The organism is Methylobacterium sp. WL9, from assembly GCF_008040035.1.
Classification (GTDB): Bacteria; Pseudomonadota; Alphaproteobacteria; order Rhizobiales; family Beijerinckiaceae; genus Methylobacterium; species Methylobacterium thuringiense.
In genome coordinates this window covers 1-23,672 of sequence record NZ_VRVE01000066.1, presented here as the reverse complement: position 1 = coordinate 23,672, position 23,672 = coordinate 1, and the positions used below count along the sequence as shown (strand labels likewise).

Below are 23,672 nucleotides of genomic sequence, written 5' to 3'. Positions count from 1 at the left end.
CCGCGTGGCCTCGCCGGGGACGAGCCGCGCCGCGCCGTCGAGGGCGAAGCCGCGCGTCTGCGCTGTCAGGGTCACGTCGCTCGCCTGCGGAGTGCCGGAGGCGGTCAGCCTCACGGTGTCGACGGTCTGGCCCGCGGCGACGAGGCGGTCGGCGTTGAGCCGGCCGTCGATCACCGGACGTGCGAAAACGTCCCACGCGGTCAGATCCGCATCGAGCCGGGCGAGGCCGAAGCGATCGTAGCGCAGCGACTCGCCGGTGGCGCGGATCGCGGCGTCCTGCCGTCCGCCGTCCCGCGAGAGCGTCACGGCGGCGTCGAGGCTGCCCCCCATCGGCGCGAGCGCCAGGGCCGAGAGGTCGTCGAGATTGCCGGCGTGGACCGTCAGCCGGCCCTCGCTCAGCAGCGTCCCGGCATCGACCGCCGCCCGGCCGTCCACCGCGACCGATCCGAGGGCGAAAGCGAGGCTGTCGAGGGACCAGCTCTGCGGGGTCGGGCGGGTGATCCGCGCCGCGCCGGTCAGAGGTTTGCCGGCGACGCTGCCGCTCATGCGGACGTTGCCGTCCAGCGCACCGGTGAGATTGGCCAGAGCCGCATCGACCCGCAGATTCGTGATGGCCTTGGCGCTGGCCGTGGCATGCGGCACGGCAAGCGCCAGGTCTATCCGTGGCTCACGGAGCGAACCGGTGAGATGGGCGTCCAGACTCGCGCGGCCGGCGAGCCGTTCGTCGAGGGCCGCGAGGTCGGTGAGATCGACCCGTCCGGTGACGTCGGCCCGCGTCGACGTGGCCTGACCCTGCAGCGTCGCCGTCATCGCCGCGCCGGCCAGCTTCAGCGCCTCGAAGCCATATCCATCAAAGGCTTGCGACACGCGGCCGGTGACGACGGGCGCCCGTCCGAGCAGGTTGTCGGCCGCCTCGATCCCGAGGACGAGATCCCGGCCGCGCAGGTCGAGGTCGGCGGCGACGGACTTGCGTGCCGGGTCGCCGCTGAGCGCCGCCTTCGCATCGAGACGCCCCGCGAGCGCCCGGCCGGCCACTCCCGAGAACACGCCGACATCCGGCAACGCCGCCTCCAGATTGCCCGTCAGGACGTTCTGCCCGACGCGTCCGGCGTATTTGAGGTTGGCCGTCTCGGCGTCGAGCACGAGATGTGCCACATCCAGGTTGCCGTCCGTCGTCGATGTCGCGCGCAACGTGAAGGCGGCGCGTGAGCCGATCGCGCGGCGCAAAGCCGGGTCCGCAAGGCGCAAGCCCTCCATCTTCGCGTCCGCTGTGAGGGCGAAGCGGGTCGCTTTCGGATCTGTGCCGACTGGTTCGGCGCCGATCCTCGCCTCGATCCGGTCGAGCGATGAGTCCTTGGTGCGCAGGCCTGCCGCGCTGAGAGTGCCCTTCACCACTGGTGAAGCGATGGGGCCCTTCACGCTCCCGTCGAAAACGAGCGTCTGCAGCTCGGTCTCGGCAGCCTTGGTAACGCCGCCTTCCGTGGGGACGGCACGGGCCTGGATCGTCAGGTCGGCGACGCGATCCGCGGTGATGCCGCCGCCAAGGTTGAGGCGGGCCGTCCGCGAGGTCAGGTCGAGACGGTCGATCCGAAAAGCGCCGCTATCGGAAAAGCTTAGGCCCCCTTCGAGCTTCGTGGTGCCGGAAAAGATCGCAGCCGCCGGGCCGGGGACGAGCCCCTCGATGCGCGACGCGAGGTCGAGGCTGAGGCGCCGGTCAGTGCCGATGCGCGAGATGCGTGCGCCGCCCTTGGCACCGATGTCGGGGCCGGCATCGAAGTCGAGCCGGGCGTTCCACGCGTCGAGCGTACCGCGCCCGTCGAGGTCGAGATTGATCGGCGGCTCGCCGGGCAGATTGCCGGCCTTCGAGAGCAGGCCGCCAGCCGGCTCGACGAGGCTGGCTTTCAGTTCCAGCGTTTCACCCTTCGGCACGAAGAGCAGCTTGGCGATGAAGCGTCCGGCCGCGTCGAGGCGGCGGGCATCGACGTTGAGGTCGAGCCCCTCGGACGGATTGCCGAGCTTCACCTTGCCGTCGGCCGCGAGCCTGGCAGCCTGTCCGGCGATGCTCTCGCCCAGCACGAGTTCGGCGAGCTTGAACGCTTTGATCTCGACCTTCACGGGGAGATCGGGAAGTAGCTTGCCGTCCGGTTCCTCGACCGGCACGGCGGTCGGGTCGGGCAGCGGCTTGCGCAGCACGTCGAGGCGGCCGATCTCCAGGCTGTCGACTTCGAGCCGGCCCGACAGCAGGGCGAGGCGGCTCCAGACCAAACGGGCGCGGTCGAGCTTCAGCCAGATCCCGTCGCGGTCGCTGATCGTGACGTCGCGGATCGTCGAATCCGAGGACAGCGCACCATCTACGGCACCGATCGAGACTTTCGAGGACGAGGTCGAGAGCGCCTTCGACAGGAGGCCGCCCAGAACCGTCTTCTCGCCGTCGGCCGCCCGGCCCAGACCGGCCGGGATCAGCACGGCCAAGATCACAAAGGCGAGGGTCAGGGCGCATAGAAGGGCCGCGACGGCGCGGCGTCGTCCCGTCCCGGCAACCACCATCAGAATGCCTGACCTAAGCTGATGTACAGGGCGACCGGGCGCTCGCGGTTGCCCTTGATCCGGTCGAGGGGGAAAGCGAGGTCCACGCGGATCGGCCCGATGCCGGTGTAGTAGCGAAGACCGAGGCCGACTGCCTTGCGGATACGCTCATCGAAATCGGGCAGGGACGAGGCGAAGGCCGTGCCGGCATCGAAGAACGGCACGATGCCGATCGTGTCGGTGACCTTGATGCGGGCCTCTAGCGACGCTTCGAGCAGGCTGCGCCCGCCGATCGGCAGGTTGAACGGCCCACGCGGTCCGAGTGTTCGGAAAGCGAAGCCGCGCACCGATCCGCCGCCGCCGGCGAAGAAGCGGAAGTTGTCGGGGATCTCGGCGAGGGAGGCGCCGGAGACCGAGCCGAACCCGATGCGGCCGGCGAGCACCGTGTTCGCCTCGTCGTCGAGGGCGTAATAGGTCGAGCCCTGGGCCTTGGCGACGAAGATGCCGGGGTCCGAGCCGAGGAAGCTCGGATAGGGTGTCGCCGAGGCGAGCACGCGAAACCCCTGCGTCGGGTCGAGCAGGCTGTCGGTGGAATCGTAGGTCACCGAGACCGGAACGCCGATGAGCCGGTAATCGACCTTGCCGAGCGCATCCTGCGAGCGGCCGACTTGGCCGTCGAGCCCGACCTGGGCCGAGAAGGTGTCCGAGAAGCGGTGGCGCAGTCCCACCGACGCCCCGGCCGCATCGACGAGATAGCTCTGCTGCACCTCGCGGGTGACGAAGACGTTGGCGAGCAGGTCGTTGCGGCTGCCGTCCAACGCCGGCTTGACGAAGGTCGCGGACAGCCGGCCGCCGAGGCCGGACGTGTCGATGCCGGCGAGCTTGCGCTGCTGCGCGAACGGATCGAAGCCGAGGCCGAGATAGTAGATGTCGGCGTCCAACCGGAAGGTCTCGCCACCGCCGAACAGGTTGCGGTTGGCGTAGTAGGCGCGCACGCCCGGACCGTCGACGGTGGAGTAGCGGGCCGATACGCCGAGCAGGTTCTGCTCGCGCTCGCCGAGCTCCACGAAGACCGGCAGGTTGCCATAGGCATCGAGGCTTTCGCCCTCGCGCACGCGGACCGATCCGATGCCCTCGACCTTCGCGATCGTCCGGCGGATGTCGGCGATGGCTTTCGGCGAATACGGATCGCCCGGCTCCGAATAGATGAACGAGCGGATCACCGCCGGATCGATGCCCTCGGCGCCCTTCACAGCGACCTCGCCGATGCCGGCCTTCGGGCCGGGATCGACGGTGAAGGTCACGTCCATGACGTGGGCCGCGTCGTCGACCACTGGATCGCGGGAGACAGCCTTGGCGAAGGGGTGGCCGAGCGCCCGGAAGCGATCGACGATCTTGGCCTCGCGGGCGAGTACGGTCGCGGAGCGGGCCGGCACGTCGTCGTCGGTGCGGGTGAATCGCTCGGGCAGCACCTCGGTCGAGAAGGCCCGTCCGGCCCGATCGCGCACGGCCACCGAACGCACGGTGTAGGCAGGGCCCAGATCGACCGCGATTTTGACCGGCACCAGAGCCCGGGCACGCGAGCCCTCGGCCGCGCGGGCCGCCGCATTGAGCGAGGCTTCGCCGGTGACGGCGATGTCGTCGACGCGGATCGTGACCGTTCCCTGGTAGTAGCCGTAGCCGGAGAGGACGTCCGTCAGGCGGCGCAGGTCGGCGTCGGCCCGGCGCACGAGCCCTTCGCCGTCGGGCGGTGCCTCCTGGCGCAGACGGTAGAGCGTCGAGGTGTCCTGCAGCGCCTGGACGACGTCGCTGTCGTCGACCCCGGTGATGCGCACGCTGTAGGGGAGGGCGGTGGCGGTCGGCTGCAGCGGCTCCTCCTCGGAGCCGAACAGCCCGAACAGGTCGAAGGCCTGAGCCGGCTGGGGCACGGCCATGGCGAGGCCGCTCGTCGCCAGCAACGCATAGGCGAACCGGCGCACGAGACGCCGGCCATGATGATTGGGGGCCCGGGACAGGGTCAGGACTGGCACCTAATCGCGGGAGCTCATCCGGCCGAATGCGACCGCGCGACGAAGCTGTGCCCGCAAATGTCGAACGAACCGTCTACCATCTGCGCCACCCCTCGACGGATCGGCCGCTTGGCGGCACGGATGGAGCGGGAAGGCTCGACCCGCGCGCTGCGTCGCAGCCTTTGTTGAGTCCAAGCCTAGCCGCAAGGGGATGCCCGGGGCAACCTTGGCCGCCGACCGCTCCACCTTCGCGAAACCCTGACGGCGGTGCCGACCGGCCGGGGACTCTTGTCACTCGTCAAGGGCCGACCTACCTAATTTTTCATAACCCGACCCCGTCGACCGCATTTCCCAGGCACCGTCCGTGTGACGGCAAGTCGCGGCCAGACGACCTCTTCCACATCGACGGCGGCCCCGGCTTCAGACCGGCGCCCGGACACCCTTTTTCCGGAGAGGGTCGATTAAGCGGAGATGAACGCATGCAGACAGGCACCGTCAAATGGTTCGATGAAATCAAAGGTTACGGCTTCGTGGAGCCGGATACCGGGGGGCGGGACGTCTTCGTCCATGTCTCGGCGGTGCAGGCCGCGGGCCTGCGCGGCCTCGCCGAAGGCCAGAAGGTGAGTTTCGACGTGGAGAACGACCGCCGCAGCGGGAAACCCGCCGCCATCAACCTTCAGGCAAGCTGATCGTCCGGACAGCCGTCGCCGTCGTTTCCGTCGGGCAACGGTCCCAAAAAATCGCTTCGGTCCCCGATCGACAGCAACGGTCTTCGTTGATCGTTCACGTGACGTCGTGCATCGGCTGCGCGCGTCAGCAACCCGGCCTGTTTCGGCCGTCCACGAGCCCACAGAAGGGGCGCTTCCACCGGACTGTGCAGCAACACGGCTCCGGAGGGTCACTGCGTTACGACATGAGAAAGGTCAGATGAGCGCATTCGACTATCGAAATTTCGATGATCGCCGCCAGCACTCGCAAAATGCCAGGGCGGCCCTGCTTGAGAAGTTCAAGTCCCGGCCTTCCTTCGACGATCCGGAGATGATCGCCAAGGCCAAGCACCGCCAGGAAGTGGCCCAGGCCCGAGACGACCGCGCCCGCGAGCGGGAACGTGTCCGGGTCGAGACCGAGCGCAAGGCGGCTGAGGAGAAGCGCCTGCGTGAGGAGGCCGAACTCAAGGCTCAGATCGAGCGTGAGGAGGCTGCCGCAGCTGAACTGGCTGCGCGCAAGGAGGCGGAGACGGCAGAACGGAAGGCGCAACGGGACGCGCGTTATGCCGCCCGTAAGGCCAAGGTGAAGATCCGACGATGACCGATCCGGGCGCCGATGCGTCGGCGCCTCATCGTTCAAGAATGTGAATCAACCCGAGCCGGGCTCCTCGCGAGCCTGGCTCTTTCGTTCTACATTCGTCGCCGAATCCGCGTCGGTCGTGCTGCGGAACTGTGTCTCGGGAGAGTGGAATGGCCAGCGTCGACGTCAACATGGTGAAGTGCGCCTGCCCCGACTGCGTCTGCGTGGTTTCGGTCGAGAAGGCCGTGAAGCGCGACGAGAAGGCCTTCTGCTGCGACGAATGTGCCGACGGCCATCCGGATCATTCCGGCTGCGACCACGCCGGCTGTGCCTGCCACGGCTGACCCGGCACGCTCGGAGCCATGAAAGGCGCGTCCCCGCGGGCGCGCCTTTTTCGTTTCAGAACCGTGCCGTCAGGGTGAGCCGGACGTTCCGGCCCGGCAACAGGATCTCGTCCTTCTTGAAGGAGGCCGAGTTGCGGATGTCGTCGTTGAGCAGGTTGCGTCCCTGCAGGCCGAGCGTGACCTCGCTGACGCCGTAGATCCCCGGATCGAGGGGCTTGGTGTAGCTCACCTCGGCGCGCAGATCGTTCCAGCCCGGCGTCGTCGTCTCGAACGGCGCGATCTCGGTGTGATCGAAGGCGTGGAGGATGTTCACCCGCGCGAACCAGCCGTCCGCCCGCACGAACACGCCGCCGCCGACGCGGTGCGGCGGGATGCGCGGCACGTTGCTGCCGTCGTCAAACTGCGCTCGCACGAAGTCGTACTGCGCCTCGATCCCGGCCCAGCCGTTGCCCACCGGGATCGCGTCGAGCTGCGCCCCGATCTCGGCCCCGTAGAAGGTGGCGTTCTGCTGCGAGTAGACGATCTGGCGCAACTCGTCGTCGCTGCCGCAGGAGCCGAAATCGTCCCCGCAGCGGATGCCGGTGTCGCGCTTGAAGATGAAGCCGGTGTAGCGCGTGTAATAGCCGGTCGCGTCCAGCCGCAGCGGTCCTTCGGCCCGGCGGATGCCGACCTCTACGGTCCGAGCGCGCTCGAGCCGCAGGGTCGGGTCGCCGATTTCGAAGGTCGCGGTCGCGTCGTGCGGTCCCTGAGAGAACAGCTCGTAGCCGGTAGGTGCCCGCTCGACGTACGAGCCGTTCAGGCTGGCGACGAAGCCGTAGGGCAGGTCCTGCAGGGCGCCGAGGCTGAGACTTTTCGGGGCGAAACGGCGCGTCAATGCATAGGCGGCCGGGTCCTCGCCGGCGACCGGCAGGTAGTCGCTCGGGAATTGCCGGGCGGTGCTGTTCAGGCGGTCGCCTTCGATCCGGCCTGCCGCCTGGAAGCGCAGGCCTTGGACAGGCGTGAGCTCCTCGAACAGGTAGACCGCGTTCGCGCGTGATTCCGTCGGTGGCAGGAAGCTCTCGCCCTGCGTGTTCAGCACGCGCCGGCCGCTCTGCAGGCCGAGCGCGCCGGTGAGCGTTCCGAGCGCGGTCGTCACGGGCACGTGCTGCAGCTCGACCCGGCCTTCCGCCTCGCGGTTCTTGAAGGTCGCCTGGATGCCGTCGATTCCGTCGCCGCCGATGCCGATCTCGTCGTGGCGGTAGACTGAGGCGCCGGCCCAGTAGCGGATCACCTCGAACGGGCCGTCCAGCGGCCGGTACTCGCCGCGGGAGAGCACGCGGTCCTGGCGCGGATTGAGCCGGGTCCGGCTCTCGGCGGCCTCGCCGCCGGGGATCTGGTAGAGCGCGTCGTAGTGGCTGAAGGAGATGCCGACGAAGCCGCGGTCGCCGATGGCCGAGATGCCGACGGAGCCGCCCTGCGATTCGTTCGCGGAATTCCGCTGGATGCCGGCCGGGGTGTCGTAGCTGTCGGCCGCCGACCGGAAGCCGTCGGCATGGACGGCGAAACCGTCACCGCCGGCATCCACCGTGGCGGCCCCGAGCCGTCCGTTATCAACGCTGGAAAAACCGCTGGTGACCTGTCCTTGTACACCGTTGGCCGGGATGAAGGTCGGGACACGGTTGTTTTCCGCCGAAACCACGCCGCCGATCGCTCCGGAGCCGTAGCGCAGGGTCGCGGGCCCCCGGATCACCTCGATCCGCTCCGAGACCAGCGGGTTGATCGGGACCGCATGATCCTCGCCGAGCTCCGACACGTCGCCGCTGACGACGCCGTTCTCCTGGATACGCACACGGGCATTGTCGAGACCGCGGATGATCGGCCGCGAGGCCGCACCGGGTGCGTAGCTCGACGACGACAGGCCCGGGCGATCGAACAGGGCGTCGCCGAGGCTAGTGGGCTGGTTGCGCGAGATCTGGTCCTGCGTGACCACCGTCACCGGGGAGAAGGTATCCGTCACCACCGGCAGCACGCCGGTCGGAACGCGCGAGCCGGACGCGCCTTTGGTCTGGACCGGACTGACCGAGGTCACGCTGAGCTCTTCCAGCGTCGCTTCCGCCTGCGGTGCGGCGATGGCACCGAACGGAAACAGGCCGAGCGAGAGCACTGTCCCGGTCAACAGGGCACTTCGCCCAGACCTGCTCCGTCGTCCGGCCCACGTCACGCCACACATCATGCCTCACAGATAAACGTTACAACGTTTCATCGCGTGACTGTGATAATGTTACAAGCGATGAATCGAGAACGCCGTTCGTGGCCTTGCAGGTGTGGCCGAAGCGCATCGTTTCGAGCGCCGGCACCGTGCCGAAATCAAGACGACCTTGCGGTTGGCGACGCGACGTCTGCCGAGATCAGACCGGCCCGGTCGCCACGGGGCGAGACTCGTCGGAGCCCCAATCCGCCCAGGATCCGTCGTAGAGCGCGCGGGGCGGGCGGCCCAGGGTCTCGAGGGCAAGCGAGACGATCGCGGCCGTCACGCCCGAGCCGCAGGTCGTGATGACCGGACGGTCGAGATCCACGCCGGCCTCGGCGAAAGCGGCCCTCAGCGACGCCTCGTCCTTGAGCCGGCCGTTGGCCTGCAGTGCCGCGTAATGGACGTTGCGCGCGCCCGGCATATGCCCCGGTCGGACGCCGGGGCGCGGTTCGGCCTCCTCGCCGCGAAAACGCGGGCCGGAGCGGGCATCGACCACCTGGGCCGCGTTTCGATCGAGGGCGCGCGCCACATCGCCCGTATCGGCGACGGAGCCGTGGTCGAAACGGGCGGTGAAGTGGCGGCGCTCCCGAGGGCGAGCCTCGCCATCCTCTGTCGGGTAGCCAGCCGCGATCCAGGCCGGCAAGCCGCCTTCGAGGATCGCAACGTCGCGCACCCCGAAGGTTCGTAGCATCCACCAGACGCGGGGGGCCGAAAACAGGCCGAGCCCGTCATAGACGATGATCTGTGCACCGTCGCCGATTCCGAGGGCTCGCATGCGCGATGAAAACACCTCGGGACGTGGCAGCATGTGGGGTAATGGCGAGGTCTCGTCGCTGACGGCGTCGATGTCGAAGCGGATCGCGCCGGGAACATGCGCTGCGCGAAACTCGGCCTCTGCGTCGCGTCCCTGTGCGGGCAGATACCAGGAGGCGTCGAGCACGACGATGTCGGGCGCGCTGAGGCGCTGATGAAGCCAGTCCGGTGTGACGAAGGGCTTTGTCGCCATGATTGCTCTCGTTCGTCGCCTTCGGCCTGGGAGTGAAACACATCCAACGCGAGCATGCACCCCGCGTGAGGACGCAAATGCTCCACGCGGCGGCGTGGACGTCACGGGGGTGTACGCCGCTATCGGCTTGATGCCAAAGCCCTCGCATCCGGCAAGAAAGACCCCGATGGCTTAGTTGCCGAACGTCCTATCTCAGCCACCGACACGCCCATGGGAGCCGCCCGGCCTTTGACCGTTCGCGAGACCTTTCACATCGAACTCCTCGGACCCGACGACGGCACACACGCAGCGCCCGTACAGCAGCGCGTTTCCGTGCGGGTGAGCGACCTGGAAGTTGCCACCGAGCGGGCGCTGCGCCTGTTCGCGCGGGCTCGCGCGCCGCAGCGCTCGCAGGCCCGCGCCGAAGCCGTTCGCGTGATCGACGGTGCCGGACGGGAGGTGTTCCGCTGGAGCCGGTTCGATGAGCCGGGCGGTTGAACTCCGGACCCGCCTATGCGGGCCCGCCCGTGCGCAGGCGGCTCGCCTGCGCACGCAGACCTTCCAGTGAGGCGGCGAGCCGAAACAGCCGGTCGCCGCCTCCGGCCTCGATCAGTCCGTGCGCAAGCCGGCGCCGCTCGCCCCAGAAGGTCTCGATCAGCGGAAAATTCGGAGGCGCACACGAATCGGCCGTCTCGATCCGGTTGTCGGCGAGCAGCGACCGGGTGACCCGCTCGACGAGTTGCGCGCCGGGGGAGTTCTTGGCCTCGGCCTCATCGTAGGAAATCTTGAGGAACCACAAGGTCGATGCAGTCTCCAGCGCCAGGGACGACGCGAGGCTGCGGCCGTCCCGGCGCAGGCGATCGATGCGCACGCATCCCCGCTCGCCGTACGACGCGATCAATCCGTTCAGGAAGCCGACTTCCGCCGGCCGCCGTCCGACCGCCGTGCCGGCCCGCCCTTTCCAGCCCGCCGTTTCGAGCGTGACGTAGTCGGCGAGCGCCTCCGTAAGCGCCCGTGGATCACGGACGATCTCGTGTTCGACCTCGCCGCCTGCCGACATCCGCCGGAAGAACCGGGCAAGTTGGGCCGCCTTGCGGGGGGAGACATTCACATCGAGATAATTCTTACGCGCTGATGCCTCGTTGCCCGAGACGTCGAGGAAGCCCCGCTCGTGGCTCCAGAAATCGGTCCGACGCTGCCTGGTCTCGCTTAGCGTCCGATCGAGCAGAGCGGCGAACGGACCGTCGAGCGGCAGGTAGGGCATCATGAGACGGCGCGGCAAGCCGAGCGTCCTCGGCGCATCGAGCAGTCCTTTCAGGCCACGTTCGGCCTCGTCGCGGGCGAGGAGGGGAGCCCCGAAGATCGAGAACCCGTGCGTCCAGCCCATCAGAGCCGGCAACGGAACGCCCCAGCGGTGGACGATGCGACAGGGCCAGAGCGCGAGGAGGCGTGCTCCGGGCTCGTCCGGCGGCCGGTCGCTGACGGTCACGATGCGGATACCTACCCCGAAGGCGCGGGCTGCCGACATGGCGAAGTCCGCCTCGAAGAACAGGTTCTCGACGAGGGCAGCATGGCCGAGATCTCGCCAGGCTCCGAGCATGGGCACGGCTTGGTCGAGCGGACGGATCGAGACGATGACGCCGTCGGGCGTTCTGCCCGTGCGGGATTGGCCTGACGCGGTCCGCATCAGGGCGCACGCCGTACCCGGCGCGTGATGCCTTCGGCGAGGCCGATGATGTTGAAGTGCCAGACCGCTCCGACTGCGAAGAGGGCGATCACCATGACCTTAAGCGCGAGCAGGGCCGGGCCCTTGGTACCGAACATCAGATCGATGCCCGAATTCGCAACAGAGGCCGCGAGGGCGCAGGTCGTGATCAGCAGAATGTCGAGGATGGGCACCGGCATTCGGATCCGGCCGTTGGCTCCGAAGATGTAGACGAGGCAGGCCAGCGCCTGACCGGTTGCGAGTGCGATCGCCGCACCCCTGACCCCGTGAAGCGGGATCAGCGCCAGCGACAAGCCGCCCGTGGCGACGAGGAGGATCGTCGAGGCGATGGCGTCGAGCGTGCTCGATCCCGTGAAGTAGATCACCTGCCCGAAGTAGTAGGCCCTGAACATCATGCAGACGCTCGCCGCGATCAGGAACGGGGCCACGGTCATCGCGGAATCGCGGTAGGCCGGCCCGAGCAGGATCGAGACGATCGTCTCGTCGAAGGTCAGGAAGAACACGGCGCCGAAGGCTCCGATCAGCGTCAGGGCTCGGGCGGCATCGCGCAGCACTGGAGCTGCCGACTCCATGCCGCCGTCGCGTGCATCGCGCTTGGCGATCGAGATCATGGACAGTGCGATGCTCTCGCCGAACACGACGAAGCTCTGGCGGAGAAAGTCGCCGATCGCCCCGTAGGCCCCAAGATCCTCCGTGCCGACCGTTTTGCCGATGATCAGCCGGTCGATGGTCTGGGCCAGGGCAGCGATGCCGAATGAGAGCACCAGCGGCCAGCCATAGGCCAGGAGCCGTCGCGCTTCCGTGACGCTGCCCTTGCCGTGCCGGACCAGCGGCCAGACCGATAGCCCGGCCGGGATCGCGGCCAATGCGTTGGCGAGCCCGACTGCGAGAACCAAGTCGCGGGCATCGCCCTCGTAGGAAAGAGCCATGCTGCCGAGCCCGAGCACCAGTGCGCCCCGCGAGACGACGGAGACTGCGACCGTCTCGGCGGCGAGCCGGGTCCGCGCGATCTCGAGAGTGCCCTCGAAGATGGTGGTTCCGGCCGTCGCAGCGATCACCGCTGCCGCGAAGCGGGCCTCCACGAAGCCGAGGCCGGCGGCTGCTGCCGTGGCGAGCGTGGTCAGCGCGAGCAGGCCCACGAGAATCCGCACCAGGGTGCCGATCTGTTCCGGCGCACGCGCATCGTCGTAGAGCGCGAAGAACGCGAATTTCGGCCATTGGCAGGTCGCGCCGTAGAGCACGATCGCCCAGGATAGGATGAACAGGTAGGTGCCGAAGGTGTCGACGGGTGCAAGCCGCGTGAAGACGGCGAGCGAGGCCATGTTGAGGGCCGCGGCCACGGCGCGGGACCCGACATAGGTGAGGGTATGGCGCGCGATCATCCCGGTCCCCGGCGCTTGCCTGACCGACCCGGGACTGACCCCGTGCGTCGAAGCGCCTTCGGCTTAGGTAGCATAAGATATGTTACGGTCCCGCTTCCGCACGGCCGCCCGCGATCGCGACGTGGATCGCGTTGCGATCGTGTCATGTCGAAACATCCGCTGCCGCTTCGTGTCATCCCGGCATGTGCAGTGCACTCGTCATGCCGCAAGGCCACGCTTCGCCATCCTGTGGCGCGCTACTCGCGAGTTCGATGCATGACGAGCGTTGACTTTGCGCTGCGGTATGCGCATATCGCAGTTGCAGCGTCAGCGACCGAAACAGGGTTCGCTTGAGAGGGCTGCGTGACGGTCCATGTCCGCGCATCGCGTCGGACGCGTTCCGGCCCCTCTCTTCATAACGTGCATGCACCCTGACTGCCCCATCACGCGGGCTGTCCCCGAGACACCGGACCCACACAGATCTCGCGCCCGAGAACGGCTGTCGAGAAGCGGTCCCGCTGCCCGAAAGACACCACTTGACCCAGTTTACCGATTTCGGCCTCGCCCAGCCCGTGCTGAAGGCGCTGGAGGAGGCCGGCTACACCACGCCGACCCCGATCCAGGCCCAGGCGATCGCCCCCGCCATGGAAGGCCGCGACATCTGCGGCATCGCCCAGACCGGCACCGGCAAGACCGCGGCCTTCGCGCTGCCGATCCTGCACCGTCTCTCCCTGAAGCGCACCCGCGCCCCGCGCCGCGGCTGCCGCGTGCTGGTGCTGTCGCCGACGCGTGAGCTCGCCAGCCAGATCGCCGAGAGCTTTGCGGATTACGGCAGGCATCTTCCGCTGACGAGCACCGTAGTGTTCGGCGGCGTGACCATCAGCCGGCAGGAGCGGGCGCTCGCCAACGGCGTCGACATCCTCGTCGCCACGCCGGGCCGCCTGATCGATCTGATCGAGCGCCGCTCGCTGACCCTCGAAGGCGTCGAGATTCTCGTCCTCGACGAGGCCGACCAGATGCTCGACCTCGGCTTCATCCACGCCCTCAAGCGCATCGTGAAGATGCTGCCGAAGGAGCGGCAGAGCCTGTTCTTCTCGGCCACCATGCCGAAGAACATCGCCGGCTTGGCCGACCAGTACCTGCGCGATCCGATCCAGGTCGCCGTGACCCCGGTGGCCACCACCGCCGAGCGCGTCGACCAGCAGGTGATCTTCGTCCATACCGGCGCGAAGCAGGCGCTGCTGAACCACATCCTGCGCGATCCCGACTATGAGCGCGTGCTCGTCTTCACCCGTACCAAGCACGGCGCCGACCGCGTCGTGAAGGGGCTCGAGAAGGCCGGCGTCAACGCCTCCGCGATCCACGGCAACAAGTCGCAGCCGCAGCGTGAGCGGGCGCTCGCCGCCTTCAAGGATGGCTCCTGCCGGGTGCTCGTGGCCACCGACATCGCTGCCCGCGGCATCGACGTCGAGTCCGTAAGTCACGTCGTGAATTACGATCTGCCGAACGTACCGGAGAGCTACGTCCACCGCATCGGCCGCACGGCGCGCGCCGGCAAGACCGGTCTCGCCGTCTCGTTCTGCAATGACGAGGAGAGGGCTTACCTGCGCGACATCGAGCGGATCACCCGCCAGAAGGTGCCGGTCGGCGCCTTCCCCGAGGGCTTCTCCGCGCCATCGCGCCAGGAAGCGGCCGAGACCGCCGCCGACGAGGCACGCCGTCCGCCGCGCCAGCCGCAGGGCCGTCCCGGCCAGCGCCAGGGCCGTCCCGGCGGCGGTGCTCCGGGAGCGGGCCGCAACAACGGCCGTCCGGCCCGTCGCGACGGTGCTGCCGTCGTCAATCGTGCCACGACCCAGGATGGCCGCCCGGGCGACCGCCAGGACCAGCGTCCCGCACGCCCTGCCGTTCGCCAGGGTCAGCGCACGGACACCCGCAACGACGCCCGTCCGCAGCAGGGCCGCAATCCCCGCCCGGCGGGCGGTGGCGGTGGCGAAGGCCGCAACATCGGCTGGCTGGACCGCGCTCCGCGCTCCTGATCCGACCGACACGATTTGATAGGGGCCGTCGGCTCCGGGCGTTGTCGCCCGGAGCTGGCGGCTCCATCTTTTTGGCCAAGGCCATGGCGGCTTGGAGTGTCAGCGCATGCGGTTCGAATTGTATCGGGATGCTGGCGGCGAATGGCGTTGGCGGCTGCGTGTCCAGAACGGTAACGTCGTCGCGGATTCGGGCGAGGGCTATGTCCGCCGGGAGGATTGCGAGCACGCCATCGGCCTGGTGAAGGCGAGTGCCGAGGCCCCGATCGTCGACATGACGGCACAGATCGCCTGAACCGATTCGGAAGGCGTCAGGATGCGGCGCTTCCCGAACCGCCTCATCCTGCACTATACTGCGTCTTCGGCCGTCCCGCGTCAGATGGGATGCCCAGGAGAACGCCCATGGATGAGACCTTCGTGCGCGCCGCGCGCGCGGCGGAACCGTCGCCCGCGCTTTGGACGTCGCTCCCGCTCGAATTCATCCTGTCCGCCGTCGCGATCCTTCTGGCCGCGGGATTGAAGCTCGCGGGCGTGATGCCGTGATCCGCGGCGAGATCGCCTGACGGCGCCGGCGAAGCGCCGCTTCGATCTCTCCGGCGGCAGCTTGTGAGAGTCGAATCGCGATTCATGCACGTCTTCCGCGAGACGGGACTAAATCGCGACCGGTCCCGCTCGTCCTATGGACATGGACCTGAGCGAGAAACAGCGGTTTTTGTTGCTGGCATTGCGCCGCAACCCCATGACCTTCACGGGGCAGGAGCCGCAGGACGAACACCTGGCGATGCTCCAGCTCTGGATGCAGGGCCTCGTCGACCGGGAGGACGAGGAGCAGACCGGCCCGATCAAGTGGCGCATCACCAAGCGCGGTTCGGCGGAGGCGTCGCAGCTTTTACGCTGAGACGCGTTTCGACGGTTCGAGCCCGGTTTGGACTCGATTCGACCCGATGGCATCGGACCGGACTCTCCATGCCTCTGACGCGAATAGCTTTCCTTCGGCTGGCGTCCACTCGGCCGGACAGCGCCCTAGGACAGGGAAATCAGGACGACCCCCCCGATCATCAGGGCGGCTCCGCCCAGACGCGAGGCTCCGGCCTTCATCTGCTTCATGCCGAGCCAACCGAAATGGTCGAGCGCGATCGAGGTGAGCAGGTTGGCCGTGATCAGCAGACCGTTGAAGGCGCCCGCGCCGACCTTGTCGACGAAGAGCAGGCCGCCGAACACGGCCACGGCGCCGGTGATGCCGGCCAGCGGCATCCACCAGCGGATGCCGGCGATGTCCTGCTTAGTCGGCAGGGGCGTCGGCCGGATCAGGAAGACGAAGACGAACACGAAGACGACCGGCAGGAACGACACCGTCGCCGCCAGCCAAGGGTTCACCAGGGCGCCGCGCAGCTGGGCGTTCCAGACGACGCCGATGGCCTGCAACGCGCCCGCGACGACGATGAAGGGATAGAGCAGCCGTGGGTTGAGGCCATGCCCCTCATCCTTCTCCGCGCCCTTGTCCGGGGTGACGCGCGCGATGAAGGCCACGCCGACGGCCATGAGCAGGCCGCCGATCCAGGGCATCGGCTTGAAGCCCCCACCCTGCAGCCCGAACAGGCCGAAACTGTCCATCGCCACCGAGGTCAGAATGTTGGCGGTCAGCGTCAGGCCGTTGAACGGCCCGGCCCCGACCTTGTCGATGAAGGCGAGCCCTCCGAACACCGCCACCGCGCCGGCCACGCCGCCGAAGGGCGCGTACCACGGCATCGCTGCGAGGGTGTCGAGGGTCGGCAGCGGCGTCGGCAGCGCGAGAAAGATCATCATGAAGACGAACACGATCGGCAGGAACGAGACCGAGGCGGCGAGCCACGGATTGATCAGCCGCCCGCGCAGCTGCGCGTTCATGGAGTTGCCGAGCGCCTGGAGGCAGCCGGCGATGACGATGAAGGGATAGAGCAGCGAGGCGTTCACGGAGGTCTCTTGCGAAAGAAGGGCGCGGATCAGACGAGCAGGAGGCCTGCGAGCGCCAGCAGCAGGGCCGGCGGCATCACCAGGAGGCCGAGCTTGAGGAAGCGGAAGGCGCCGACATCCTCGCCCTCGCGCCGGATCGCCACGATCCAGAGTATGGTGGCGAGCGAGCCGGTGACCGAGAGGTTGGGGCCGAGGTCGACGCCGATCAGGATCGCGCCCGCGATCTTCTCGCTGACGTCGGCCGTCTGGACGGCGGCGCCCGCGAGCAGCCCGGCCGGCAGGTTGTTGACGAGGTTGCACAACACGGCGACCAGCACGCCGCCGCCCCAGGCCGTCGCCTCCGGCGCGCTCTGCGCATAGGCCTTGAGGGTGTCGGCGATCGTCTTGAGCACGCCGGTGGTCTCCAGCGCCTCGACGAGTACGAACAGCCCGGCCACCAGCGGCAGCACGCTCCACGACACGTCCTTCATCACGTCGACGAGGCCGCCGCGCTTGATCGCGAGCACCAGCAGCGTCGCCGCGACACCGGAGATGAAGGTCGGCAGGCCGAGGTCGAGGCCGTAGGCCGAGGCGCCGAGCAGCACGAAGGCGGTGGCGACGATGCCGAAGCCCGCGACCTTTCCGGTCGCCGAGAGCGTGACCTTCTCGATGTCCGTGGCGACCTGCGTCTGCTTCAGCGCGGAATTCTGCGTCATGCGCAGCACCGCGTAGGTGGCGACGATGGCGAGCAGCGACGGCAGCGCGAAGCGGGCGAGCCATTGCAGCAGCGGCGGCATGTGCGTGGCGTAGACGACGAGGTTCGCCGGGTTCGAGATCGGCAGCACGAAGCTCGCCGCGTTGGCGATGAAGGCGCAGATGAACAGGTAGGGCAGTGGGTTCTCGACCTTCGCGGCCTTGGTCGCGGCGTAGACCGCCGGGGTCAGCACCACCGCGCAGGCGTCGTTCGACAGGAACACCGTCACCAGCGTCCCGACGCCGTAGACCAGCAGGAACAGGCGGGTCGCCGAGCCCTTGGCGTGGCGCACGGCGATGCTCGCGAGCCAGTCGAACAGGCCCTCCTTCCGCGCGATCTCGGAGAGCAGCATCATGCCGATCAGGAAGAGGTAGACATCCGCGCCCTTGAGGACGCCGTCGAGGGCGGAGTGCCAGGACAGCAGCCCGAGCACGACGAGCAGCGCGGCTCCCGCCACCGCCCAGATCGCCTCGGGCCATCCCATCGGCCGGAGGATCACGCCGAGCGTCGCGAGCCCCGCGATCCCCCAGGTCGCGAGATGAGGTGTCAGCGTCAGCGCGCCCATTATTGCTGGTCTTTCGCGAGGATTCGGGTTCGGTCGGCGAAGGCGCGCGGCCTCACCACTTGCGGCCGTTCTTGTTCGGCCCGAGCTGGTCACCGCGTACGCCCTTCTGCAGCCAGGGCCCGAGCGCGAAGGCGTCGCTGCCGGGTTTGCTCGGCATCGGGCAGGAGGGCAGCGGTGGATCGGGGAAGCCGATCACCGGCTCGATCACGTCGGTGTCGACGTAGTCGGGGCCGTGGCCCGGCCAGCGCCGGTCCACCGCCTCGACCTGGATGCTGCGCCCGTCCTCCGGCCAGGGCAGCCGGGCCTCGTAGCAGCGCGACTCCGTCGGCTCCATCAGGACCCAGGGGCCGGTATCGACCCGGCAACGGCAGTAGTCCGGGGGCTGATCGGACAGCACCAGGGCGCGAACCGTCACGCGGCCCTTGCCGTCGAGTTCCATGCCTGCAGAGACGCGGCCGAGGGGTTGCGTGGCGACGCGCCTGTCGGCCGGGCTCGTGATCATGACGAAGGGCCAGGTCCGGTCGAGCGCCCGGAAGCGCCAACTCGTCACCGGGCCGTCGATGGCGGCGACGGCGTAACCGGCCGACCCGTCCTCGTTCTGCCCGACCGAGCGCGCGGTCGCGTAGAGGGTGCGGCCGTCATGGGCGAGTTCGTTGTAATGGGTGTGCCCCATCTCGACGAGGCGGACGCGGGTGCTCCAGAACAGCCCCGCGATGTCCAGGCGGTCGTAGGGCTCGCGCAGGTCGTCGGGATAGCCGTGCATGAACACGGCGCAGGGCGTCTTCGACTCTGCGGCGGCCGCGAGTTCCGAGCTCAGCCATTGCGTCTGACCGGCGCCCAGACGGAAATCGAGCCCGATGCCCTTGCGGCCGAACCCGGCGCTGATCACGTCGAGGAACAGGCATTTCACGCCCGCATGCATCTCGCCGTAATAGTATTGGTGGACCGGCCGCTTGTCTTCGGGCTGCGGCAGCCGGTTTTCGATCGGCGCGTGGCCGCCGCCGCGTTTGCTTCCTGCAATCTCGATGAAGACCCTCTCGAAGTCTTCGATATCGCCGTGCTGCTTGTCGTGGTCGCCTGGGATCAAACGAATCGGCATCGAGGGATGCGCGCGGAGTGCATCTCTCAGAATGTCGTACTGCGCGGTGGTGCCGTCCTCGGCGAGGTCCCCCGGCAGGTAGACGAAGTCGTAGACATGCCGGGGCAGCTGCCCGATCTGGTCGAGTATCGCGCGCAGGTCGCGGGCACTCGGCGCGTCGGCGCCGGTCAGATGCAGGTCGCCGACATGCAGGAGCACGAGCGGACCCTGCCCGCCGTCATTGCGGCGTGCGTGTTTCCTGGCCATGGCGACCGTCTCCGCTCGCTCAGGCGCCGACGGGAACTGCGACGGCCGAGGCCGGCGGCGTCTGCACACCCGGCGGCTCGTAGCCGCGCGTCTCCGGCATCAGCGTGAGATAGACCACGAAGCCCGCCGCCGAGATCGCCGCCAGCACGAGGAAGGCCGTCGAGAAGCCGGCCCCGACGATGATCACCCCGGCGAGCGTCGCGCTGAACGACGCACCGACGCCCTGCGCCGTCGCCACCGCGCCCTGCGCCACGTTGAAGCGGCCGGTGCCGCGGGTCAGGTCGGCCACGACCAGGGGAAACAGCGCGCCGTAAATGCCGGCGCCGATGCCGTCGAGGCATTGCACCGCCACCAGCCAGAACGGATCGTCGGAGAAGGTGTAGAGCACGCCGCGGATCGCCAGGAAGCCGAAGGCGGTGAGGAAGATCGGCTTGCGGCCGATGATGTCGGCCTTGGCGCCGACGAAGACCGCGACCGGTACCATCACGAGCTGGGCGGCCACGATGCAGAGCGCAATCAGCGAGGTCGCGTGATCCTTCCCCGAGATCTTTGTCAGCAACTGTCCAACGGACGGGAGCATCGCCGCGTTGGCGAGGTGGAAGGCCGCGCACAGACCCGCAAACAGCATTAGGTGCTTGTTCTGCAATAAGGCGCCGATGCCGGATGGCTGGTCCGCGCCTTCGGCCACGGTCTTGGTGTGATCCATGCCGCGGGCGAGGTCGTCGTCGATCGCGTCGCCCGGGATCATCAGCGTCGCGGCGATCGAGACGAAGGCGAGGATCGCCATCAGCCAGAACACCACGATCGGCCCGAAGAAATAGGCGCTGCCGCCCGCGATCATCGCGCAGGCCGCGTTGCCGGCATGGTTGAAGCCCTCGTTGCGGCCGACCTGCCGGGCGAACATCTTCGGGCCGACCACACCGAGGGTGATCGCCGCGATCGCCGGCGGAAAAATCGCCCCGGCGATGCCGGCGACCGATTGTGTCGCCGCCACGACGTAGAAGTTCGAGACGAAGGGCAGGGCGAGGCAACTCAGCGTCACCGCCACCGCCGCCGCGATGACGACGCCGCGCTTGTTGTTGGTCCTGTCGATCAGCGCCCCGGCCGGCGTCTGCGCGATCAGCCCGGCGATGCCGGCGATGGTCATGACGAGGCCGATGGTCGCCTCGTTCCAGCCCTGCTCGGGGCCGCGCACGGCGAGCAGGTAGATCGCGAGATACGGTCCGAGTCCGTCACGGACATCCGCGAGAAAGAAGTTCATGGCGTCGAGGCCGCGCAGCGAGCGTGCCGATGGCAGACGCGTCGGGGCGGCCGGCACATCGGTCTGCTGCGTCATCGTCGGTCTCCAGAGCGGGAAGCTGCCGTCACGCCCGCAAAGGGCCCCGTCCGGCAAGGCCAAGAATGCACCCGGGGCCGATCGGTTCCGGGTCGAGGATTATACTTGGCTCGATTTCGTGGCTCTGTTGCACAACGGCTTCAAGTCACGGGAATGAATACAGAATCGCGCTCCTTTGGCATCGGCGCGCGGGAAAGGCCGTCGGCCACGTCCGAGCCGGGCTACGGAGCCGAGGTCCGCTGCGCGGAAAAGCGTGGCTTGACGGGAGTGCGGGCGGCTGTGAACGATCACAGGACGGCTTCGGCCGGGATGTCGAACGGACGGGGCAGCCGTCGCGAGGAGAACGAGATGGGGTTCTTTCAGGACGCGCTGGTCCGCATCAACCGGGCCGTCATGTCCTATGCGGGCGATGCCGTGTTCATGCAGGCGGCGGTGGCGGCAGCGGCCAACGTCATCGTCGCGGACGGCGACACCGACGAGGAGGAGATCGAATCCGCTCTCGTCAGCATGCGCGCCAACCCGATCCTCGAGAAATCCTACGACACGCTGACCCTCGAAAAGGAGCTGTTCGAGGCTCTGGCGCGGGCCGAGCTGCGGGCGGGGCGGCTCGAGAACATGACGCTCGTCGCCGCCATCGCCGACCGGCCGCTGGAACACCGCCAGCACGTCTTTCTCATCGCCGCCGACGTTGCGGACAAAGGCGGCGTGACCGAGACCGAACACAAGGTGCTCGAGGCGCTGGCCGAAGCCCTCGCCGTCGACAAGGCGGCGCTGCTCGGCTGACCGAGCGTGGCGTTTCCGAAGGGGATCGCTCCGTTCCGAACGACCCTTCGGCTCAAACCGCCCGCTTCTGGTAGTCCTTTACGTCGGTGAACCGCACCTTCTCCCAGCGCTCCTCCTCGTAGCGCAGGGAGAAGGCGGTGGTCGCCATGAAGACCGGGGCGCCGTCGAGGTCCTTGGCCATGGCCGAGCCGTGCGACTCGACGAACCTGTCGATCTCGATCTCCGACTCCGATTCGATCCACCGGCAGACCGAGAACCGGGTCTGGTCGTAGTCGATCGGCAGGCCGTACTCGGCCTGGAGTCGCTCCTTCAGCACGTCGAGCTGCAGCGCGCCGACGACACCGACGATGGCCTGGGAGCCGTCCTGCGGCACGAAGACCTGGACCACGCCCTCCTCGCCCATCTGCTGCAGGGCTTCCTTGAGCTTCTTGGCCTTCATGGCATCGCCGAGCTTGATCCGGCGCATGATCTCGGGCGCGAAGCTCGGCACGCCGCGAAACACGATCTCCTCGCCCTCGGTGAGGGTGTCGCCGATGCGCAGGGTCCCGTGATTCGGGATGCCGACGACGTCGCCGGCAAAGGCCTCGTCGGCGATGGCACGGTCCTGCGCGAAGAAGAATTGCGGCGCCGTCAGCGGGATCGGCTTGCCGGTGCGCACCAGCTTGGCCTTCATCCCGCGCCGGAGCTGGCCCGAGCAGACCCGCATGAAGGCGATGCGGTCGCGATGGTTCGGATCCATGTTCGCCTGGATCTTGAACACGAAGCCCGTCATCTTCGCTTCGGTCGGCTCGACGCGGCGCTTGTCCGCATCTTGGCCGCGCGGCGGCGGCGCGACGCGGGCCAGCCCGTCGATCAGGTCGCGCACGCCGAAATTGCGCAGCGCGCTTCCGAAGAACACCGGCGTGAGATGCCCCTCGCGAAACGCCGCGAGGTCGAACCGCTTGAGGCCGCCCTCGGCGAGCTCCGCCTCCTCGCGCCAGGTCGCGGCCTCGCCTTGCTCGGTGAGCAATTGGTCGAAGAGCGGATCGTCGATGCCGGTGACCGGCACGGTGCCGGCATCGTCCGCCGCATCGAGCCGGCGCACGCGGTTGTTGCCGAGATCGTAGGTGCCCGCGAAGGAGCGCCCGCGCCCGATCGGCCAGGTGACGGGCGCCACGTCGAGCGCCAGGGTCTTCTCGATCTCGTCGAGCAGTTCGAACGGGTCGCGCGACTCGCGGTCGAGCTTGTTCACGAAGGTGACGATCGGGATGTCGCGCAGCCGGCAGACCTCGAACAGCTTTCGCGTTCTGGCCTCGATGCCCTTGGCCGCGTCGATCACCATCACCGCCGAGTCGACGGCGGTCAGGGTCCGGTAGGTATCCTCCGAGAAGTCCTCGTGGCCCGGCGTGTCGAGCAGGTTGAAGACGCAGTCGCCGTACTCGAAAGTCATCACCGAGGTGACGACCGAGATGCCGCGCTCCTTCTCGATGCCCATCCAGTCCGAGCGGGTCGAGACCCGGTTGCGCTTGGCCTTGACCTCGCCGGCGAGCTGGATCGCGCCGCCGAACAGCAGCAGCTTCTCGGTGAGCGTGGTCTTGCCCGCATCCGGGTGCGAAATGATTGCGAAGGTCCGCCGCCGCGCGACCGGGTCGGCCGTCTTGGCCGCCGCCTCGGCGCTCGCGGGTTTCGGATCGGTCTGCATCAGCATGAATGGCACCGGCCGCCGGTGGGCGGCCGCTCTGAACGAGGTCTTACGGGTAGAGCCCGCTCTCTACGCGTTCCGTTTCGCGCACGCAAAGACCCGTTCGTTCAGCCCCGGCCGACGAACGGCATCGTCGTCGCCATCACGGTCATGAACAACACGTTGGCCGCGAGCGGCAGCCCGGCCATGTAGACCACGGCGTCCGCCGCGTGGCGGGCCTCCATCACCGCCTCCGGCTTCATGGAGCCGTCAGCCTGCCGCGCGCCGTGCTGGAAGCTTCGCGTCATCTCGGTTTCGGCATTGCCGATGTCGATCTGGCCGCAGGCGATGTCGAAGGGGCGGCCGTCGAGCGCCGTGGAGCGGGTCAGCCCGGTGATGGCGTGCTTCGTCGCCGTATAGGGCGCCGAGTTCGGCCGCGGCGCCGCGGCGGCGATCGAGCCGTTGTTGATGATACGCCCGCCCCGCGGCGACTGCGCCTTCATCCGCCGGAAGGCCGCGCGCGTGCACCAGAACGTGCCGGTGAGGTTGGTGGTGACGGAGGCGAGCCAGTCCGCGCCGGTGATCTCATCCACCGGCACCGCCGGCGTGAAAATGCCGGCATTGTTGAAGAGCAGGTCGACCCGGCCGAAGCGCTCCACCGCCTGCGCGAACAACCGGTCGACGCTACCCGCATCGCCGACATCCGCCGGCACGCAAGCCGCCGTGCCGCCAGCCGCGGCGATCTCCCGCGCCACCGCCGCCAGCGGCTCCGGCCGCCGCCCGGACAGCACGACCC

At 68.4% G+C, this 23,672-nt stretch carries 20 protein-coding genes and 1 pseudogene; 9 read left to right on the top strand and 12 right to left on the bottom strand.

Going from position 1 to position 23,672, the window contains the following annotated elements; translation table 11 throughout:
- Together FV217_RS16950 and FV217_RS16945 are read right to left on the bottom strand one after the other, a co-directional pair.
- Positions 1–2,547, bottom strand: a pseudogene (locus tag FV217_RS16950) (hypothetical protein); the annotation flags it as partial.
- Complete coding sequence (locus tag FV217_RS16945) at positions 2,547–4,460, bottom strand: autotransporter assembly complex family protein (RefSeq protein ID WP_147818351.1); 1,914 nt, start codon at positions 4,458–4,460, stop codon at positions 2,547–2,549. The pseudogene FV217_RS16950 and the gene FV217_RS16945, both read right to left, overlap by 1 nt.
- A 554-nt stretch (positions 4,461–5,014) precedes the next feature.
- Between FV217_RS16945 and FV217_RS16940 the strand changes: the two genes are divergently transcribed.
- The 3 genes from FV217_RS16940 (at position 5,015) to FV217_RS16930 (ending at position 6,166) form a co-directional block, all read left to right on the top strand.
- Complete coding sequence (locus tag FV217_RS16940; protein WP_147818350.1) at positions 5,015–5,224, top strand: cold-shock protein; 210 nt, start codon at positions 5,015–5,017, stop codon at positions 5,222–5,224.
- Positions 5,225–5,462: 238 nt separating this feature from the next.
- On the top strand, positions 5,463–5,843 hold the full coding sequence (locus FV217_RS16935; RefSeq protein ID WP_147818349.1) for a DUF6481 family protein: 381 nt from the start codon (positions 5,463–5,465) through the stop codon (positions 5,841–5,843).
- 149 nt (positions 5,844–5,992) lie between these two features.
- On the top strand, positions 5,993–6,166 hold the full coding sequence (locus FV217_RS16930) for a metallothionein (RefSeq protein ID WP_147077238.1): 174 nt from the start codon (positions 5,993–5,995) through the stop codon (positions 6,164–6,166).
- A 55-nt stretch (positions 6,167–6,221) separates the two neighbouring features.
- Here FV217_RS16930 and FV217_RS16925 read toward each other — a convergent pair whose 3' ends face one another.
- Positions 6,222–8,375 (bottom strand): TonB-dependent receptor, encoded by a 2,154-nt coding sequence (locus FV217_RS16925; protein WP_147818348.1) that lies wholly within the window; start codon positions 8,373–8,375, stop codon positions 6,222–6,224.
- 178 nt (positions 8,376–8,553) lie between these two features.
- Positions 8,554–9,402 (bottom strand): 3-mercaptopyruvate sulfurtransferase, encoded by an 849-nt coding sequence (sseA, locus tag FV217_RS16920; protein ID WP_147818347.1) that lies wholly within the window; start codon positions 9,400–9,402, stop codon positions 8,554–8,556.
- Positions 9,403–9,630: 228 nt separating this feature from the next.
- Between sseA and FV217_RS16915 the strand changes: the two genes are divergently transcribed.
- Positions 9,631–9,879 (top strand): hypothetical protein, encoded by a 249-nt coding sequence (locus FV217_RS16915; RefSeq protein ID WP_246682881.1) that lies wholly within the window; start codon positions 9,631–9,633, stop codon positions 9,877–9,879.
- Between the two features lie 13 nt (positions 9,880–9,892).
- Here the strand turns inward: FV217_RS16915 and FV217_RS16910 are convergent, their stop codons facing one another.
- Positions 9,893–11,068, bottom strand: coding sequence for a GNAT family N-acetyltransferase (locus FV217_RS16910; RefSeq protein ID WP_147818345.1), 1,176 nt, complete (start codon positions 11,066–11,068; stop codon positions 9,893–9,895).
- Positions 11,068–12,489: an oligosaccharide flippase family protein gene (locus tag FV217_RS16905; protein WP_147818344.1), complete on the bottom strand. Its 1,422-nt coding sequence runs from the start codon at positions 12,487–12,489 to the stop codon at positions 11,068–11,070. The genes FV217_RS16910 and FV217_RS16905 overlap by 1 nt, the downstream gene beginning before the upstream one ends.
- A gap of 515 nt (positions 12,490–13,004) precedes the next feature.
- On the opposite strand from FV217_RS16905, the gene FV217_RS16900 reads away from it, so the two are divergent.
- The 4 genes from FV217_RS16900 to FV217_RS16890 all read left to right on the top strand — a co-directional run bounded on the left by FV217_RS16900 (position 13,005) and on the right by FV217_RS16890 (position 15,399).
- Positions 13,005–14,504 carry a DEAD/DEAH box helicase gene (locus FV217_RS16900; protein WP_147818343.1) on the top strand — a complete coding sequence of 500 codons (1,500 nt, stop codon included), beginning with the start codon at positions 13,005–13,007 and terminating at the stop codon, positions 14,502–14,504.
- A gap of 106 nt (positions 14,505–14,610) precedes the next feature.
- On the top strand, positions 14,611–14,796 hold the full coding sequence (locus FV217_RS16895) for a DUF1508 domain-containing protein (protein WP_147818342.1): 186 nt from the start codon (positions 14,611–14,613) through the stop codon (positions 14,794–14,796).
- Between the two features lie 107 nt (positions 14,797–14,903).
- Positions 14,904–15,044: a hypothetical protein gene (locus FV217_RS22980; protein WP_187272608.1), complete on the top strand. Its 141-nt coding sequence runs from the start codon at positions 14,904–14,906 to the stop codon at positions 15,042–15,044.
- A 136-nt stretch (positions 15,045–15,180) separates the two neighbouring features.
- On the top strand, positions 15,181–15,399 hold the full coding sequence (locus FV217_RS16890; protein ID WP_210245148.1) for a hypothetical protein: 219 nt from the start codon (positions 15,181–15,183) through the stop codon (positions 15,397–15,399).
- Positions 15,400–15,524: 125 nt separating this feature from the next.
- Here the strand turns inward: FV217_RS16890 and FV217_RS16885 are convergent, their stop codons facing one another.
- Genes FV217_RS16885 through FV217_RS16870 form a run of 4 tightly spaced genes read right to left on the bottom strand, consistent with a single transcriptional unit; the run spans position 15,525 to position 20,433 of the window.
- A complete protein-coding gene (locus FV217_RS16885) occupies positions 15,525–16,454 on the bottom strand; it encodes a DMT family transporter (protein ID WP_147818340.1) in 930 nt (309 codons plus the stop codon).
- 29 nt (positions 16,455–16,483) lie between these two features.
- Entirely contained in the window at positions 16,484–17,752 is a 1,269-nt protein-coding gene (locus tag FV217_RS16880; protein ID WP_147818339.1) for an arsenic transporter, read from the bottom strand.
- Positions 17,753–17,804: 52 nt separating this feature from the next.
- The gene (locus tag FV217_RS16875) at positions 17,805–19,097 is read right to left on the bottom strand and encodes a metallophosphoesterase (RefSeq protein WP_147818338.1); all 1,293 of its coding nucleotides are present in this window, start codon (positions 19,095–19,097) and stop codon (positions 17,805–17,807) included.
- Positions 19,098–19,116: 19 nt separating this feature from the next.
- Positions 19,117–20,433 (bottom strand): MFS transporter, encoded by a 1,317-nt coding sequence (locus FV217_RS16870; protein WP_147818337.1) that lies wholly within the window; start codon positions 20,431–20,433, stop codon positions 19,117–19,119.
- Positions 20,434–20,781: 348 nt separating this feature from the next.
- Between FV217_RS16870 and FV217_RS16865 the strand changes: the two genes are divergently transcribed.
- Positions 20,782–21,216, top strand: coding sequence for a Tellurite resistance protein TerB (locus FV217_RS16865; protein WP_147818336.1), 435 nt, complete (start codon positions 20,782–20,784; stop codon positions 21,214–21,216).
- Between the two features lie 52 nt (positions 21,217–21,268).
- On the opposite strand, the gene FV217_RS16860 is transcribed toward FV217_RS16865, so the two are convergent.
- Together FV217_RS16860 and FV217_RS16855 are read right to left on the bottom strand one after the other, a co-directional pair.
- On the bottom strand, positions 21,269–22,903 hold the full coding sequence (locus FV217_RS16860; RefSeq protein ID WP_147818335.1) for a peptide chain release factor 3: 1,635 nt from the start codon (positions 22,901–22,903) through the stop codon (positions 21,269–21,271).
- A gap of 101 nt (positions 22,904–23,004) precedes the next feature.
- A partial coding sequence (locus FV217_RS16855; RefSeq protein ID WP_147818334.1) for an SDR family oxidoreductase occupies positions 23,005–23,672 on the bottom strand: 668 nt, incomplete at its 5' end.

Excerpts from the sequence above, each read along its gene's own strand:
- FV217_RS16945 (WP_147818351.1), bottom strand. The coding sequence starts at position 4,460 with ATGGCCGTGCCCCAGCCGGCTCAGGCCTTCGACCTGTTCGGGCTGTTC.
- FV217_RS16940 (WP_147818350.1), top strand. The coding sequence starts at position 5,015 with ATGCAGACAGGCACCGTCAAATGGTTCGATGAAATCAAAGGTTACGGC.
- FV217_RS16935 (WP_147818349.1), top strand. The coding sequence starts at position 5,463 with ATGAGCGCATTCGACTATCGAAATTTCGATGATCGCCGCCAGCACTCG.
- FV217_RS16930 (WP_147077238.1), top strand. The coding sequence starts at position 5,993 with ATGGCCAGCGTCGACGTCAACATGGTGAAGTGCGCCTGCCCCGACTGC.
- FV217_RS16925 (WP_147818348.1), bottom strand. The coding sequence starts at position 8,375 with ATGTGTGGCGTGACGTGGGCCGGACGACGGAGCAGGTCTGGGCGAAGT.
- sseA (WP_147818347.1), bottom strand. The coding sequence starts at position 9,402 with ATGGCGACAAAGCCCTTCGTCACACCGGACTGGCTTCATCAGCGCCTC.
- FV217_RS16910 (WP_147818345.1), bottom strand. The coding sequence starts at position 11,068 with ATGCGGACCGCGTCAGGCCAATCCCGCACGGGCAGAACGCCCGACGGC.
- FV217_RS16905 (WP_147818344.1), bottom strand. The coding sequence starts at position 12,489 with ATGATCGCGCGCCATACCCTCACCTATGTCGGGTCCCGCGCCGTGGCC.
- FV217_RS16895 (WP_147818342.1), top strand. The coding sequence starts at position 14,611 with ATGCGGTTCGAATTGTATCGGGATGCTGGCGGCGAATGGCGTTGGCGG.
- FV217_RS22980 (WP_187272608.1), top strand. The coding sequence starts at position 14,904 with ATGGATGAGACCTTCGTGCGCGCCGCGCGCGCGGCGGAACCGTCGCCC.
- FV217_RS16890 (WP_210245148.1), top strand. The coding sequence starts at position 15,181 with ATGGACATGGACCTGAGCGAGAAACAGCGGTTTTTGTTGCTGGCATTG.
- FV217_RS16880 (WP_147818339.1), bottom strand. The coding sequence starts at position 17,752 with ATGGGCGCGCTGACGCTGACACCTCATCTCGCGACCTGGGGGATCGCG.
- FV217_RS16875 (WP_147818338.1), bottom strand. The coding sequence starts at position 19,097 with ATGGCCAGGAAACACGCACGCCGCAATGACGGCGGGCAGGGTCCGCTC.
- FV217_RS16870 (WP_147818337.1), bottom strand. The coding sequence starts at position 20,433 with ATGACGCAGCAGACCGATGTGCCGGCCGCCCCGACGCGTCTGCCATCG.
- FV217_RS16865 (WP_147818336.1), top strand. The coding sequence starts at position 20,782 with ATGGGGTTCTTTCAGGACGCGCTGGTCCGCATCAACCGGGCCGTCATG.
- FV217_RS16860 (WP_147818335.1), bottom strand. The coding sequence starts at position 22,903 with ATGCTGATGCAGACCGATCCGAAACCCGCGAGCGCCGAGGCGGCGGCC.